This is a genomic window from Limisphaera ngatamarikiensis, from assembly GCF_011044775.1.
GTDB lineage: Bacteria > Verrucomicrobiota > Verrucomicrobiia > Limisphaerales > Limisphaeraceae > Limisphaera > Limisphaera ngatamarikiensis.
The window spans coordinates 11,734-26,774 of sequence record NZ_JAAKYA010000053.1; the positions used below are offsets into that span (position 1 = coordinate 11,734).

8 protein-coding genes, 1 tRNA gene and 1 pseudogene are annotated in these 15,041 nt (G+C 66.6%); 4 read left to right on the top strand and 6 right to left on the bottom strand.

The window, feature by feature from the left end:
• The 3 genes from G4L39_RS08030 to G4L39_RS08040 form a co-directional block, all read right to left on the bottom strand.
• Positions 1-939, bottom strand: a 939-nt coding sequence (locus G4L39_RS08030; RefSeq protein ID WP_165107318.1) for an aspartate carbamoyltransferase catalytic subunit, incomplete at its 3' end; no start/stop codon positions are given.
• On the bottom strand, positions 936-1,469 hold the full coding sequence (gene pyrR / locus G4L39_RS08035; RefSeq protein ID WP_165107319.1) for a bifunctional pyr operon transcriptional regulator/uracil phosphoribosyltransferase PyrR: 534 nt from the start codon (positions 1,467-1,469) through the stop codon (positions 936-938). The genes G4L39_RS08030 and pyrR, both read right to left, overlap by 4 nt.
• Positions 1,470-1,609: 140 nt before the next feature.
• Positions 1,610-1,906 carry a hypothetical protein gene (locus G4L39_RS08040; protein ID WP_165107680.1) on the bottom strand — a complete coding sequence of 99 codons (297 nt, stop codon included), beginning with the start codon at positions 1,904-1,906 and terminating at the stop codon, positions 1,610-1,612.
• A gap of 541 nt (positions 1,907-2,447) precedes the next feature.
• Here G4L39_RS08040 and G4L39_RS08045 point away from each other — a divergent pair.
• The 4 genes and pseudogenes from G4L39_RS08045 to feoB all read left to right on the top strand — a co-directional run bounded on the left by G4L39_RS08045 (position 2,448) and on the right by feoB (position 9,083).
• The gene (locus G4L39_RS08045) at positions 2,448-3,716 is read left to right on the top strand and encodes an L-rhamnose isomerase (protein WP_165107321.1); all 1,269 of its coding nucleotides are present in this window, start codon (positions 2,448-2,450) and stop codon (positions 3,714-3,716) included.
• Positions 3,717-3,908: 192 nt separating this feature from the next.
• Entirely contained in the window at positions 3,909-5,552 is a 1,644-nt protein-coding gene (rimO, locus tag G4L39_RS08050; protein ID WP_165107322.1) for a 30S ribosomal protein S12 methylthiotransferase RimO, read from the top strand.
• A gap of 198 nt (positions 5,553-5,750) precedes the next feature.
• Positions 5,751-6,773 (top strand): metal-dependent transcriptional regulator, encoded by a 1,023-nt coding sequence (locus G4L39_RS08055; protein ID WP_165107323.1) that lies wholly within the window; start codon positions 5,751-5,753, stop codon positions 6,771-6,773.
• Positions 6,770-9,083: pseudogene (gene feoB, locus G4L39_RS15790) on the top strand (ferrous iron transporter B). The gene G4L39_RS08055 and the pseudogene feoB overlap by 4 nt, the downstream one beginning before the upstream one ends.
• Before the next feature lie 86 nt (positions 9,084-9,169).
• On the opposite strand, the gene G4L39_RS08070 reads toward feoB, so the two are convergent.
• From G4L39_RS08070 to G4L39_RS08080, 3 genes are all read right to left on the bottom strand, one after another.
• Positions 9,170-9,247: transfer RNA gene (locus G4L39_RS08070), tRNA-Pro, on the bottom strand.
• 411 nt (positions 9,248-9,658) lie between these two features.
• A complete protein-coding gene (locus G4L39_RS08075; protein WP_165107328.1) occupies positions 9,659-13,582 on the bottom strand; it encodes an autotransporter-associated beta strand repeat-containing protein in 3,924 nt (1,307 codons plus the stop codon).
• A gap of 495 nt (positions 13,583-14,077) precedes the next feature.
• Complete coding sequence (locus G4L39_RS08080; RefSeq protein WP_165107329.1) at positions 14,078-15,031, bottom strand: alkaline phosphatase family protein; 954 nt, start codon at positions 15,029-15,031, stop codon at positions 14,078-14,080.
• Positions 15,032-15,041 lie beyond the last annotated feature (10 nt).

The window sequence follows — 15,041 nt, forward strand, 5'->3', positions numbered from 1 at the left end:
GGCGAGGAGTTCCTGGGGGCCGCGGCCGCCGTTGAGGAGGAAGAGCACGGCCATGCGAACGGCCATGCCGTTGTTGACCTGTTCGAGGATGACGGAGCGTTCGCCGTCGGCGGTTTCGCTGTCGATTTCGACGCCCCGGTTGATGGGGCCGGGGTGCATGATGAGGGCGTCGGGTTTTGTGACGGTCATGCGGGCCGGGTTGATGCCGAAGAACTGCGTGTATTCGGTGAGGCTGGGGAACATGCTCCGGCGCTGGCGTTCGTGCTGGATGCGCAGGAGGTTGATGACGTCGGCGTCGCGAATGGCTTCTTCCAGGTCGTAGGTGATGCGGCATCCGAGCTGTTCGAATTCGCGGGGCACGAGGGTGGGGGGACCGCAGAGGGTGACGCGCGCGCCGAGTTTGGTGAAGCCCCAGATGTCGGACCGGGCCACGCGGCTGTAGAGGATGTCGCCGATGATGGTGACGTTGAGGCCTTCGATGCGGCCTTTGCGTTCGCGGATGGTGAAGAGGTCGAGGAGGGCCTGGGTGGGGTGTTCGTGTGCGCCGTCGCCGGCATTGATGACGTGGGCCTGGAGGACGCGGGCCAGGAAGTGGGGGGCACCTGCGGCGGAATGGCGGATGACGATGAAATCCACGTTGAGGGCTTCGAGGTTGCGTGCGGTGTCCTTGAGGGTTTCGCCCTTGCGGAGTGAGGAGGCTTCGGCGGTGAAGTTGATGATGTCGGCGGAGAGGCGTTGTTCGGCCAGTTCGAAGCTGGTGCGGGTGCGGGTGGAGGGTTCGACGAAGAGGTTGACGACGGTTTTCCCGCGGAGGGCGGGGACGGTTTTGATGGCGCGCTGGCCGATGGCCTTGAAGGCGCGTGCGGTGTCCAGGACGGTCACGATTTCCGCGGCCGTCAGGGATTCGATGTCGAGGAGGTGGCGTCGGGTCCAGTTCATGGCCGTTCCAGGTAGACGGCGTCCTCGGTGCCGGACTCACTCAGGATGACTTCGATGCGTTCGGTGGGTGTGGTGGGCACTTCTTTGCCGACAAAATCGGCTTTGATGGGCAGTTCGCGGTGGCCGCGGTCGATGAGGGTGGCCAGTTGGATGCGGCGCGGGCGGCCGAAATCGTTGAGGGCGTCCATGGCGGCGCGGATGGTGCGGCCACTGAACAGGACGTCGTCCACCAGCACGACGGTGCGGTCGGTTACGTCGAACGGTATGATGGTGGGTTGGATTTCCGGGGCGATTCTTTGGTCGAGGTCATCGCGGTGGAGTGAGACGTCGAGTGCGCCCACGGGGACGGGGTGTCCCCAGATGTTGGCCAGGTGGGCAGCCAACCGGTGCGCCAGCCGGACGCCGCCGCGCTGAATGCCAACGAGTGCGACCTGGCTGGAATCTTCGTTGGCCTCGGCGATTTCGTGGGCCATGCGGGCCAGGATGCGCCCCACGGCGGGACCTGAAAGGATCAGGATGCGCTGGCTCATGCTGGGGCGGGATGCATGGGCGGTTCGTGCGGAACCGGGTCACCGGGTACGAGAACCGGCCCGGGTGACCGGGTGCCGGGCCTCCAGGGAATCTGGGAACGCGAATGCCTGAGGCGACCGAACATGGGATTCCGGGGCGATCAGGTGGAGGACTTGGGTTCTTGGGGAGAGGAGGGCTGAGGGGCGGGACCGGCGGTGGAGGCGCTGTTGGCGGCTTGTTGTTGGCGGGCCAGCGCCTGGCGATACGCCCGCCATTTGGAGCGGTGCTTCAAAATCCAGTCGGTCAACGCCCGCTCAAAGCCGATGTCGTAACCTGCTTTTTCGGACTCGATCCACTTGTGTTTGAGGATCTCCTCCCGCTCGGCTTGGAACTCGCGATACAGGGTCGAGTTCCGTAGCAGGTCGTCCCCGTCCAGTTCTTTGGTATCCTCCGGCATGGCAGGTTTGGACATAGGCGAACCTTCCAGCTTCACGCCGCACAGTAAGCCTCCCGGCGTGGGTTGACAAACCAAAAGTCGGGCGGGGTTGGTGCTGGCGGGGGTAACCGAATGGGGGTGAGCAATTTGGCACGGTGTGGGGGTGTTGGGGGCGGGGGTGACTGCGCGTGTTTATACCCGGCTGCCGGGCGCTTCCGATGTGCTCGAACCGGCCGTTGCCATTGAGGTCCGGCAGAGGAGGGATCGAGGCCCCTTGGGTCGCAGATGTGAGCCGCCTGCCTTTTCCGACGGGCTGTGGGCTGGAGCGAGGTGGGATGGCGTCCGGGAACGGCGGGGCGGGTCTGTTGGGGGGCTGTTGGGGTGGTTTTGGGGTGCCGTTTTTGTGGACTGATTTTGGGCTGGAAAGTGGTGCGGGGAGCATTTCAGGCTGAGGGGCGGGCGCAGGGCGCCTTCCGGGCGGGCCGGCCGGCCGTGCGGGCGGGTTGGCTTTGCGGGATGTTGCGGATGGTGCGGCACTGCGCGGTGATTACAGGTGGACGACATGAAATCGAGCAGGCAGATCGAGCAGGCTTACCGGTGGGCACGGGAGCGGTATGCGGAGGTGGGCGTGGATACCGAGGCGGCGCTGGCGACGCTGTCGGGTTTGCGGGTGTCCCTGCATTGTTGGCAGGGGGATGATGTGCGCGGGTTTGAGGGGGGTGCGGATGCGCCCGGGGGCGGTTTGGCTGTGACGGGGGCCTATCCGGGCCGGGCACGGACGCCGGATGAACTTCGTCAGGACGCGGAGAAGGCGTTTGCCCTGATTCCGGGTCGGCATCGGTTTAATCTGCATGCGATCTACGGGGAGTTCGGCGGGCGGAAGGTTGAGCGGAACGAGATCGGCGTGGAGCATTTTCGGGGTTGGATTGATTGGGCGCGGCGGCTGGGGATTGGGCTGGATTTCAATCCGACCTGTTTCGGGCATCGGCTGGCGGCGGATGGGTTTACGTTGTCGCATCCGGACCGGTCGGTGCGGAGGTATTGGATCGAGCACTGTCAGCGGTGTCGGGAGATTGGGGCGGCGATGGGTCGTGCGCTGGGGACGCCGACGGTGACGAACGTGTGGATTCCGGACGGGATGAAGGACACGCCGGCCGACCGGCGCGGCCCGCGCGAGCGGCTCCTCGAATCGCTGGACGAGGTGTTTCGCAAGCCGATTCCGGCCCGATACAACCTGGATGCCGTGGAGGGCAAGTTGTTCGGGATTGGGGCCGAGAGTTACACGGTGGGGATGCACGAGTTTTACCTGGGATACGCAGTGACGCGGCGGAAACTGTTGTGTTTGGATGCGGGGCATTATCATCCGACCGAGAGCCTGGCCGACAAGATTTCGTCCGTGCTGTGTTACGTGCCGGGGATTCTGTTGCATGTGAGCCGCGGGGTGCGGTGGGACAGTGACCATGTGGTGATCGTGAACGACGATTTGTTGGCGATTGCGCAGGAACTGGTGCGGGGCCGGTATCTGGACCGGACGCACCTGGGGTTGGACTTTTTTGATGCGAGCATCAACCGGGTGGCGGCGTGGGTGATTGGGGCGCGGAGTTTGTTGCGGGCGTTGTTGTTTGCGTTGTTGGAGCCGTGGCCGCGGTATCAGGAGCTGGAGCGGGCGGGCGATTACACGGGGCGGCTGGCTTGGATGGAGGAGGCGAAGAACCTGCCGTTTGGTGCGGTGTGGGACTACCACTGTTTGCGGTCGGGCGTGCCGGTGGGGGCGGCGTGGCTGGAGGAGGTGCGGGCTTATGAGCGCGAGGTGTTGAGCCGGCGCGGCTGAAGGGTTCCGGTTGGGACGGGGGAGACCGGCGCTTGCGCAGGGCCGGCCCGGGATGGGATCGGGGTGAACCGTCTCGGTCTGCGTGTCGTTTTGGCGGTTTTTACCGTCCGAAGGACCGGGGCGGACACCGTGTTCGGGCGGCGTCGAGCGGTTGCCAAGGGGCGGTGACCGACCTACATTCGGCGGTCCAAAATGCAGCCGAAGAATCAAGCCGAGTCGCCCCGGCGCGTGGGTTTGGTGTCGCTGGGGTGCGCCAAAAACCTGGTGGACGCCGAGGTGATGCTGGGCACGTTGTTGCGGGACGGGTTTGAGATCACCAACGACCCGGCCCGGGCGGACGCCCTGATCATCAACACCTGCTCGTTCATTGACGCGGCGCAGGAGGAGAGCGTGGACACGATTTTGGAGTCGGCGGCGTTTCGGGAGGCGCATGCGCGGGGGCAGGCGCTGATTGTGTCCGGGTGTTTGCCGCAGCGGTTTCGGGCGCAATTGCGGGATTTGCTGCCGGAGGTGGACGCGTTCATGGGAGTGGACGAGGTGCCGCGCGTGAGCGAGATCGTGCGGGAGGCGCTGGCGCATCGGGCGGCGCGGCTGGGGTTGGAGAGGGTGCGAGAGGGGCGGTCCCGTGCGGAACGGCGACAGGATCTGCTGCGCCTGCAGGAAACCGCGCCGGACACCGCGGCGGGGTCGGTGAACGGCCGGCGGGTTGCGGAGGACTTGACGGCACCGGTGGTGGTGCGGGCCCGGCCGCGTTACATTCCGGATTACGACACACCGCGGTTCCGGCTCACGCCGGCCCATTATGCGTACGTGAAGATTGCCGAGGGCTGCAATCATCCCTGTTCGTTTTGCATCATCCCGCAGATGCGCGGCAGTCACCGCAGCCGGCCCCTGGAGGACATTGTGCGGGAGGTGCGTGCGCTGCTGGACCAGGGGGTGCGTGAGTTCAATCTGATTTCGCAGGATTCCACCTACTATGGCCTGGACCTGCGGCCGCGTCGTGCGGGGTCGGTTGCCTCACCGGCGAAGTTTCGCGAGGCGATGCGCGATCTACCGCCGGAGGCGCCCACGCTGGCGCGGTTGTTGGAGGTGTTGGACGGGTTGCCGGGGGATTTCTGGGTCCGCGTGCTGTACACGCATCCGGCGCATTGGACGGAGGAGCTGATCCGCACGTTTGCCCAATGTCGCAAGGTGGTCCGGTACGTGGACATGCCGTTGCAGCATATTCACGACCTGATGCTGGAGCGGATGCGGCGCGAGACGAGCCGGGCTTACATTGAAGAGCTGCTGCAAAGGATCCGGTCGGGGATTCCCGGCGTGACCCTGCGCACGACGTTCATTGTGGGGTTTCCGGGGGAGACGGAGGCCTGTTTCGAGGCGTTGTTGGAGTTCATGGAGCGGGTGCGGTTCGACCGGGCCGGAGTGTTTCTTTACTCGCGGGAGGAGGGGACGCGTGCGGCGCGGATGGCGCAGCAGGTGCCGGCGGAGGTGAAGCAGCGGCGGCGGGACCGTGCGATGGAGTTGCAGCGGCGGATTTCTCGCGAACGCAATGCGGGGATGGTGGGCCGGCGGCTTCGCGTGCTGGTCGAGGGGCAGTTGAGGGGCGGGAGGGCGGTACCGGCCGAGATCCGGTCCTGGGAGCACGGTCTGGTGCGGGAAGACAATGGCGGTTCGGCCCGGTTGGGGCGTGGTTTGTGGTCGGTGGCGCGGTCGGAGGCGGATGCGCCGGAAGTGGACGGCCGGGTGTTTGTTCGGGGGGAACTGCCCGTGGGCCGGTTTGCCACGGTGGAGGTGGTGGGTTGGACGGATTACGACCTGATTGCACGACCGGTCTGAGGGGGATGCATCCGGGGGTCGGGTTGTGTGCCGGGGGCCGGTGTCCGGCTGTCATCCGGGGTCCGGGTTCCTTGACTTTCCATCGGGACGGGCAAAACTGAACCGAAGCTGGCGAAGGGTGTCCGGAAACGGGTTGCCGGGCCGTTCGAGTGGACCGGGCAGGTTGCGGGCGCCGGGTTGCCGGCGGGGCAGGCAGCCATGAGCTGGGTGATTTGGATCGTGGTCGCCCTCGGGTTGGTCGGGTGGTGGTTCTGGCCGCGACGGGGGTTGTGGGCCCGTTTGCGGGAAGCCCGGCATTTGGCGGCGCGTGCCCGGCGGGAAGACGCGTTGAAACACATCCTGAAGACGGAGGCCAACGGACGCGAGGCCACGCTGGAAAGCGTGAGCGGCGCACTGCAGATGTCGCCGCAGAAGACCGCGGGTTTGTTGTCCGAACTTGAGTCGTGCGGGCTGATTTCCTTCGAGGGTGGGCGGATGCATTTGAGTTCGCAGGGGCGTGAGCTGGCGACGCATGTGGTTCGGGCTCACCGGTTGTGGGAGAGTTACCTGGCGGATCGCACGGGGCTGACGGAGGATCAGTGGCACCGTTTGGCGGAGCGGCAGGAACACCTGCTCAGCCGGCAGGAGGCCGAGGCGCTGGCCGCGGAGCTCGGGCATCCCCGGGTGGATCCTCATGGCGACGCGATTCCCGAGCCCGGGGCGGCCCTGCCCGCGGACCGGGGGGCTTCGTTGAACAGCCTGCGGCCGGACGCTCCGGCGGTGATCACGCATGTGGAGGATGAACCGCAGCCGCTGTACGCCCGGCTTGCACGCGAGGGGTTGCGTCCCGGGGTGAAGGTGTGCGTGTTGGAGCGCACGCCGACCTCGGTGCGATTGTGGGGTCATGATCGGGAACATGTTCTTTCCCCTGTGGAGGCCCAGAGCATTGGCGTGGAACCGCTGCCCGACACCAGCTTGCGGGATCTGCAGGGCGAGGTTTTTCTGCATCAGTTGGCGCCCGGTCAGAGTGCCCGGGTGGTGGAGTTGTCGCCGGCCTGTCGGGGCATGGAACGGCGCCGATTGCTCGACCTGGGGTTTGTACCCGGGACGCGGGTGACGGTGGACATGGCCAGCCCGTTGGGTGATCCGCGGGCGTACCGGGTGCGGGGCACGCTGGTGGCGTTGCGGCAGGATCAGGCCCGGTGGATTCGGGTGGAACCTTTGGAAAAGGAGGCAGCATGAGCGAACCGACCTCCCTGTCCCGGGCCAGCGTGGCTGTGGCCGGCGAGGCTTGTGAGAGCTGCGCCGTGTTTCGTGCGGCCCGTCTCAAGAAGCTGGGCGTGCAGGTGGGCCGCGCCGATTTCGTGGTGGCCCTGGCCGGAAACCCGAACACGGGCAAGAGCACCGTGTTCAATGCCCTCACCGGCCTGCGCCAGCACACTGGCAACTGGCCGGGCAAAACGGTCACCCGCGCCGAGGGCGCGTTTGAATACAACGGGCGGCGTTACAAGCTGGTGGACCTGCCCGGGACCTACTCGCTGTTGTCCGCCAGTCCCGACGAACAGGTGGCGCGGGATTTTTTGCTGTTTGGGCAACCTGACGTGACCGTGGTGGTGGCCGACGCCACGCGATTGGAACGGAACCTGAACCTGGTATTGCAGGTGCTGGAGATCACCGACCGGGCGGTGTTGTGTGTGAACCTGTTGGACGAAGCCGAACGCCACGGCATCCAGGTGGACACCCGGCAACTGGCGCGGGATCTGGGGATACCCGTGGTGGGCACGGCTGCGCGGCGCGGCCGTGGTCTGCCGGAGCTGTTGCAGGCGATCGAAGACGTGGCCACCGGCCGGGTTCGATGCCGGCCGTTTCGGCTGCCCGAACCGCCACCTGCGTTGCGCGGGGCGATCGAGGACCTGGTCAGTCGTCTGCAGCGCATCTATCCGGGGTTGCCGAACGCGCGGTGGGTGGCCGTGCGCCTGTTGGCGGGGGACGAGAGCATCCTCAACGCCATTCGTTCGGGTGAACTGGCCGCCCTGAGCCGATCCGGCCAGACCTCCGGTACCGGTGTGTCCGCCGCGGCGGCGGCCACGGGCCCGACCTGACCCGACCATGAACGAGACTTCTGCCCCGTCGCTCCCCCCGGAGGTGGCCGAGCTGCTGCGCGTGGCGCGGGAGCATCGCCAGCGGCTTCAGGGGGACTTGCATGAATCCATGGTGGAGGCGATCTACGCCCAGGCCGAACGGATTGTGTCGCGGGCCGTTTCCACGCCGGCGGCACCGGCCCGGCCCACGTTCGATCGCGTACTGGATCGGATTGTTACCAGTCGCGTCTGGGGGTTCCCCATCATGTTTGCGCTGTTTGCGGTGATGTTTTGGATCACCATCAGCGGGGCGAACATTCCCTCGAGCTGGCTGGCCGGGTGGCTGGTGGAACGCGGCCATCCATGGTTGCGGGAGCTGACGCTGCAGCTGGGATGGCCCGACTGGTTGCGCGGCCTGACCGTGGACGGCATGTATCTGGCCACGGCCTGGGTGGTGAGCGTGATGTTGCCTCCCATGGCAATCTTTTTCCCCATGTTCACCCTGCTGGAGGATTTCGGGTATTTGCCGCGGGTGGCGTTCAATTTGGACGCCCTGTTCCGCAGGGCCGGCGCTCACGGCAAACAGGCGATGACCCTGATGATGGGGTTCGGCTGCAACGCCGCGGGCGTGGTCTCCACCCGGATCATTGACAGTCCGCGGGAACGGCTGCTGGCGATTCTGACCAACAACTTTTCCCTGTGCAACGGGCGGTGGCCGACGCAGTTTCTCATGGCCACACTGTTTGTGGGAGCGCTGGTGCCGGCGCCGTGGTCGAGTGTGGCGGCCGCGGCTGCTGTGACGGGCGTTGCGGCTTTGGGGGTGGTCCTGGCCCTGTTGACGTCATGGGCACTGTCCCGGACGGTGCTGAAGGGTGAGCCCTCGGCGTTCAGCCTGGAACTGCCGCCGTACCGGCCGCCGCGTTTGTGGCAGACGCTCTACACCTCGCTGTTGGACCGGACCCTGTTTGTGTTGTGGCGGGCCGTGGTGTTTGCCCTGCCGGCGGGCGCGGTGATCTGGCTGAGCGCCAACGTGCACGTGGGCGGCCAGAGCGTGGCAGCCCACCTGATCCGACTGCTGGATCCGTTGGGGCTCTGGATCGGGTTGAACGGGGTCATCCTCCTGGCCTACGTGCTGGCCATCCCGGCCAACGAGATCGTGATCCCCACCGTGTTGATGTTGACGGTGCTGGTTGGCGGGACCCCGGAAGTCGGGGCTGGCACGGGCGTGATGTTCGAACTGGAGGATCAGAACGTGCTCAAACAGGTATTGACCCAGGGCGGATGGACGGCCCTGACCGGGATCAACCTCATGCTCTTCAGCCTGCTGCACAACCCCTGCAGCACCACCCTGTACACCATCTACAAGGAGACCGGGAGCCTTCGCTGGACCGCGTGGGCGGCGTTGCTGCCCTTGGGATTGGGGTTTGCGGTGTGTTTCCTGGTGGCCCGGTTCTGGCACTGGTTGACCTGAGGGGCCGGCAAGGTCTGCGCGGCAAGGTCTGCGGAAGGCTGCCCGGATTCCGCGGGCCGGCTGATTGGCCGGGTGCGAAAGCAAGATGGTCGGGGCGGCGAGATTTGAACTCGCGACCTCTTGCACCCCAAGCAAGCGCGCTAGCCAGGCTACGCTACGCCCCGACCGATCGGAGCGGTGCCATCCGCACCGCGTGCACAAACATTACCACTGCCCGCGCAGCCGACACAACTGAATTTACGGGTTCGGCGGGATGGCGGAGCCGTGCGCGACAGCCCGCGCCGGGTTCCAAGGCGGGCCGGACCGCCGGACGACCGGAACGACGCACAACCGACGGCCCCCGTGCCAGGTCGTCTTGCACAGGCGCGCGTGGGATTCGGCCCACTCCGGGCGGGGCCGCCACCTGGCAGGCTGCACGTTCAGTGGTCCCGCTGCGACCCCCATCCCGTGCCGCGCCGGATCCGACGCCTTTCTCCGGGACGTGCCGGGTTGGCCGGCGCCGGATCGGCAGACCCCGCCCGGGCTCTCTCCCTGCGATCCGGGCTTCCTTCTTACCGGGCAGCGAGCGGCGCGGGTCACGGGATGCTGATCCGATAGAACATCGGCGACACAGCGGGATCCACGGGCAACGCCACCTGGAACCGGCCGGACGGGTCGAAGGTGTTGGTGAGCACCGGCCACCATTGGGCTGCGGGCAGGGCGAGGTTTGTGGAGGCGCGGATGGTGTAGGTCAGTCCGGGCAGGCCGCCCGAACCTGCCAGTCGCAGTTCCGCACCCACGAGGTGGGCCTGCTCAATTGTGGGCCGGGCCGGTGCGGGCAGGGCGACCCGCAGAGTGCCGTCCACGGTGAGACGGGAGGTGTCCCATGCGAGCTCGGGTCCCGGCGTGGGCGGTTCGATGGCCTCGAAGGCTCCGGAGTAAGAACCTGCCTGCAGGAGCTGCAGGACGTCACCCTCCTGCAGGGCGGTTCCTGTCAGGTTGAGTTGCAGGGTGCCGCCCAGTCGGATCTCGGTGGCGCCCCGGAGTTGGTCGCACTCGATTGCGCCGGTGTCGGAACGGAACACGTCGAACCGGGCCAGGCCGTTGAGCGTGACGGGGCCGTTGACGGTGAGAGTGCCCCGATCGGCTCCCGCGGGGGCCAGCGAACCGCCGGCGAGCACTTCCAGTGGTGCGAGGATGGTGCCCTGGCCGGTGAGGGAACCGCCGGCCACGAGCACGCGTCGGGTCCGTTCCAGCCGGCCTTCGAGCTGGAAGATACCGTTGCTGATGATGGTGTCGCCGGTGTGGGTGCTGACGCCGCCGAGTTGCAAGGTGGCTCCGCCCTGTTTGATCAGGTCACCGTCGCCGGTGATGGATCCGTCCAGGATGAGCAGGTTGCCACCGGCATTGAACCAGCAGGGGCCGTGCAGGGTTATCGGTCCCACGATGCGATTGGTCCAACTGGCGTTGTTGACGGTGATGTTGGTGCCGGAGCCGTGGAGGACGAACTGTTTGTTCCATGCGTTGGTGGTTCGATAGAACTGCAGCGTGGCGCCCGGGTGCACGGTGAGGGTGCGGTTGGGGTCGCCCATGGAGGTGGTGGTGCCTTCAAAGGCCAGGATGCCCTGATGGATTTCGATGTCGGCCAGGGCGGGGTCGAAGGTCACGCTGACGATGTACACGCCGTTTGTACCGACCTTGTGCAGGTTGAACGGCTGGCCGCCGGTGCTGAGTCGGGCCGTGGCGGGGTCGCCGGAACTACCGCCGGGCGAGCGGATGTCGAGCCGGCCGGTACCGCCCACGGCCGTGTCGGCGGTGAGGGTGACGTCCCGGACGTTGGGGCTGACGTAATTGGGGTTGCCATTGTTGTTGACCAGCGCGCCCTGGTTGTTGGCACCCCAGCCGGCCAACACAATGGGCCGGTCCTCGAGATTGATGCCGTTGACGTCCAGGGTGCCTCCGGGTCGGACGGCCGCGCCGGCCACCGGCAGGCTGTTGAGGGAGGTGACCTGAAGAATCCCGGCCCGAATCTCCACGGGTTCGGTCCCCATCAGGCCGGTGTTGTCGCCGGACAGGGTCAATGGCCCGGGGCCGTCCTTGACGAGCCTGCCCATGCCGGTGAAGGCGCCGGAGAAGAGGGTTGGGACCGAGGGCGCCCAGACGAGTGTGCCCTCCAGGCCCACGGTGTCGGGGAGCTCGTTGGGTCCGCTGTTGCTCAGCACCAAGGTGCTGCCGGCGGCGATGGAGAGCATGCTCCCGCCGATGCTGTTGGCCTGTTCACCGGCGAAGACCAGTGTACCGCCGGCGACCGTGAGCGAGTCGAACCGGTTGGAGCCGGTGTTTTCGATTCGGATCGTGCCGGGGCCGTTCATGATCAACTGGCCGCCTTCCCACCAACCGGAGCCGGTGAAGCGGTAGGGCCTGGTGCCAAGGAGCGTGAATGTGCCCGGAACCAGCGCGCCCACGAGCTCGACGGGTGCGTCGGCGTTGCCGGTGTCGTCAAACAGCACGGCGTCGAGGTTGAAGAAGCGGTCGGGTCCCAGCCCGTTGTTCCAGTTGGCGTCTCCGCCCACGGCCCATCGGTTGGCTACGCCATCGCCGCGCCAGGTGAGGGACCTGGGGGGGCTGCCCCCGACGATCAACCGGACCGCACCCGGCTGCGAGGTGTCGAAGTTGAAGGTGTAGCGGCTGCCGGCCAGCGGGCCGACGACTTCAAAACTTGCGTTCTCCTGCACGACCGCCGTGGCGGTGAAGAGGGTGTAGGGATTGGCCGTGTCAAAAGTGCCTTCGAGGGCGTTGAGGCGCACCCGTTGTTTGCCGCGCAGGCGCAGTTGGTCAAAGGTCTGGACCAGGTCGTTCAGGCCCGAGGCATTGGCGGCCAGATCGAGTTTGAGGGTCGCCTGGTCCAGCGTCAGCGGGTGGCTGAGGGTCAGGAAGCCTGCCTGGCCGGGACCGCCCGGCTCGAGCACGGCTCCCGGTTGCAGGGAGACCGGACCGATCAGCGTGCCGGCACCGCTCAGTCCGCCGCTGAGGGTCAGACCGTCCACCGCTCCGCCGAGGTCCCAGTAGGCCAGGCCGGTGTTGCCGAGGTCGCAGGTTTGCACGCCGGCCAACCGGCTGCCGTTGAGGGCCAGACATTGGTTGGTGACCGAAAGCACAGTGGCATTGGTGAGCTGGCCGCCGTCGAGGATCAGCGTGTCCGCGTACAGCGTCGAGCCTGCGGGCAGCGTCAGGCTGCCATTGGTCACGGTGACGGTGATCCGGCCGCCACCGGAGACGAACCGGCCCAAGACCTCCACCCTGCCCCCGGTGATGTTCAAGGTGCCCTCGACCTGGGCGGCGCCGGTGCCGCCGCTGACGTGGGCCAGTTCCAGCCGATCATTGACCCGGATCAGCCCCGGTCCCACCAGGTTCAGCGTACCGCGGGCGCCGTTGCCCCCCGGCTGGCTTTGATAGCCCACGTACAGCTGGTTCACATCGAGCACGCCGCGATCCAGCACGAAGTACCCGGCCGGGGTACCGCTGCCACTGCCGGTGCTGCTGCGCGCGATGAACAACGTGTCCACCAGGGCGTCCACCAGGCCACCCAGGAACTGGCACGATCCGCGTGTATTGACGGTGCCGCTGATCCCTTCGGAATCGGCCACCGTCCAGAGGGCGACCCGCCCCTGACCGTCAGCGGCACGGAAGATGGCAGAAGGCGCGGGGAACAAGTTGGTTTGAAACAGGATGGAACTGTCCCCGCCCTGTTTGCCCCGGCCCACCATGATGGTGTCGGCAAACACCTCGTTGACGGCGCCGAGGTAGAGATAGCTCGAGTTGCCGCCGTTGTTGTTGCCGCCGCGGCCGCCGATGGCCAGGGCAGGTGCGGACCCGGTGAGGCGGATTTTGTTGGTGGCGCCCAGCCACAGGGTGCCCGCGGGCCGGGGCGCCACGGGGGATTCAGAACCCACCAGCAGTCGGCCGACATTCATTTGGACCTCCTGGAGGCCTGACAGATCCAACGAGGCCCGCAGGGCCGAACCGGAGTTGGCGCTGGATTGTCGGACGGCCACCGACCCTGCGAGATTGGACACGACAAGGCGCGCGCCTGCACCGGTGATCGTGGCGGTGACGGTTTGTGTGTTGCCGTTGTCGGTTTCCGTCCCCACCAGGAGCAGGTTTTGGGTGGTGCTGCCCGTGAGGGTGAGGGTGGCACCGTTTTGGAGTTCCAATCGGTGATAACCGTTGGTCTGTCCGATCCAGAGCGATTGCAGGGTGGTGTCGGCGCCGAGAATGGCGGTGGGTGTGGACGGATCGGCCGCCGCGCCCGGATCGAAAAACCACGCATCATCGCCCGCAGCCGGCACACCGACGGGCACCCAGTTGGCCGGGTTGTTCCAAAAGACATCGCCGCCCGCGCCGGACCATTGGAACACGGCGGCCGGGGCCGGCACGTTCACCAGCGCACCCAGCAGTGCCAGGCACAGGGCGATGCGGGGCAGGACCGGACGAATCGAGGCGAGGGATCGCGACTTCATGGGAACCTCCGGGACAACAAAAGGGTTGGTGGATGGACGACCCGTGACCGCAGGGCCGGCCGGTTCGGACACGGACCTTCGCCCTCCGCGGCGGGGACCACCCGTCAAACGCCACCGGCTCGGCTTCTGCCATGCTTGGTCCCGGGTCATGTTTTCGAAGGCAGCATGACGAGCGATGCAGGGTTCGTCGATCGAACATTTGTTCGACAGGACCCTGTTCCCGGCCGGGCAGCCATGGCATCCGGCCCGTTGGAACGCTCGCGGGATCCAAGGGGGCAGGGGGCGGGCCCCGCACAGGATTGTGCCTGATCGGAGCCGAACGGGCGAGGTGAACAGGGGTTTATCGCATCTGCGGATTTGTGGTTTGGGTCCACGGCATTGCGGTGCCGACCGGGGAAAGTCGGGCACGACAAGGACGGCGCCGGCACCGGGGCGCGGCGTCCCGTTGGGGTGGGCCGTCCGGTCGTGGGAAAAAGTTACGCCGTTGCCCGCCGATTAGCGTGTACGGAATGCCTCCCGTACCGGCCGGCCGTCCAACCGTTCCGGGGGCATTATATCCAGCAGCCACAAGGCCGTGGCGGCCGTGTCGCAGGTGTTGATGGGCCGGGTCAGTTCCGTCCCGTGGCGGACTCCGGCGCCCCATGCGATCCACGGGATCCGAACGTTTTCGAGTACATCCTCGGAATGTCCTTTGCCGCGGCCGCCGTGGTCGGCGGTCACGATGAGTACCGTGTTGCCGCGCAGTCCACCCTTGCGAAGCGCGCTCAGAATGTCGTGCAGGGCCCGGTCCACCTCCTCAAGGGAACGACGCTGTTCCGGCGATCCCCATCCGTACTTGTGGCCCACCACGTCCGGATCCGCCAGATGGATGAAACACAGGTTGGGTTTGTGTTGCATCAGGTAGGCAGCGGCGCGGCGGGCCACGGACCGGGCCGACAGCGACTCTGCCGGGGCGCTGGTGTAACAGTCGTCGCCGTCCGAGCCGTTCACGGCCACCCGCGGGTTTGTGAGGCACTGGCCCCCGTAGTCGAAGTAATCCAGGGTGCCCGGTTGGAACAGGTGCTGGAATTTTTCCTTGCCGACGAACATGGCCGTGGTGAATCCGGCCCGTTTGGCTGCTGCAAAAATGGTTGGCACCCGGACCACCCCGTTGGTGGGCCGCCAATCGTTCCAGGTGATGCGGTGTCGGGACGGTTCCACGCCCGTCAGCATGGAGGTGTGGGAGGGCAGGGTGACGGGCGGTCGGATGGTTTCGGCGTCCCAGGTGGAGGCCCCTTCGCGATAGAGTTGGTGGAGCACCGGCAGATGGGTGTGGCGAAGCACCCAGGGGGCTGCACCGTCCATGCTTACGATGACGACGTGCGCGGTGCGTGGCTCCGCCCATGCCGGAGCGAGGGTTCCCCACAGCCAGAGGATCACCAGTGACGCGGTCCATCCACCTCGTTTCATGACAACCGGA

Bases quoted from the DNA above. Each gene is read 5' to 3' on its own strand.
- pyrR (WP_165107319.1), bottom strand. From the start codon at position 1,469: ATGAGCCAGCGCATCCTGATCCTTTCAGGTCCCGCCGTGGGGCGCATC.
- G4L39_RS08040 (WP_165107680.1), bottom strand. From the start codon at position 1,906: ATGCCGGAGGATACCAAAGAACTGGACGGGGACGACCTGCTACGGAAC.
- G4L39_RS08045 (WP_165107321.1), top strand. From the start codon at position 2,448: ATGAAATCGAGCAGGCAGATCGAGCAGGCTTACCGGTGGGCACGGGAG.
- rimO (WP_165107322.1), top strand. From the start codon at position 3,909: ATGCAGCCGAAGAATCAAGCCGAGTCGCCCCGGCGCGTGGGTTTGGTG.
- G4L39_RS08055 (WP_165107323.1), top strand. From the start codon at position 5,751: ATGAGCTGGGTGATTTGGATCGTGGTCGCCCTCGGGTTGGTCGGGTGG.
- G4L39_RS08075 (WP_165107328.1), bottom strand. From the start codon at position 13,582: ATGAAGTCGCGATCCCTCGCCTCGATTCGTCCGGTCCTGCCCCGCATC.
- G4L39_RS08080 (WP_165107329.1), bottom strand. From the start codon at position 15,031: ATGAAACGAGGTGGATGGACCGCGTCACTGGTGATCCTCTGGCTGTGG.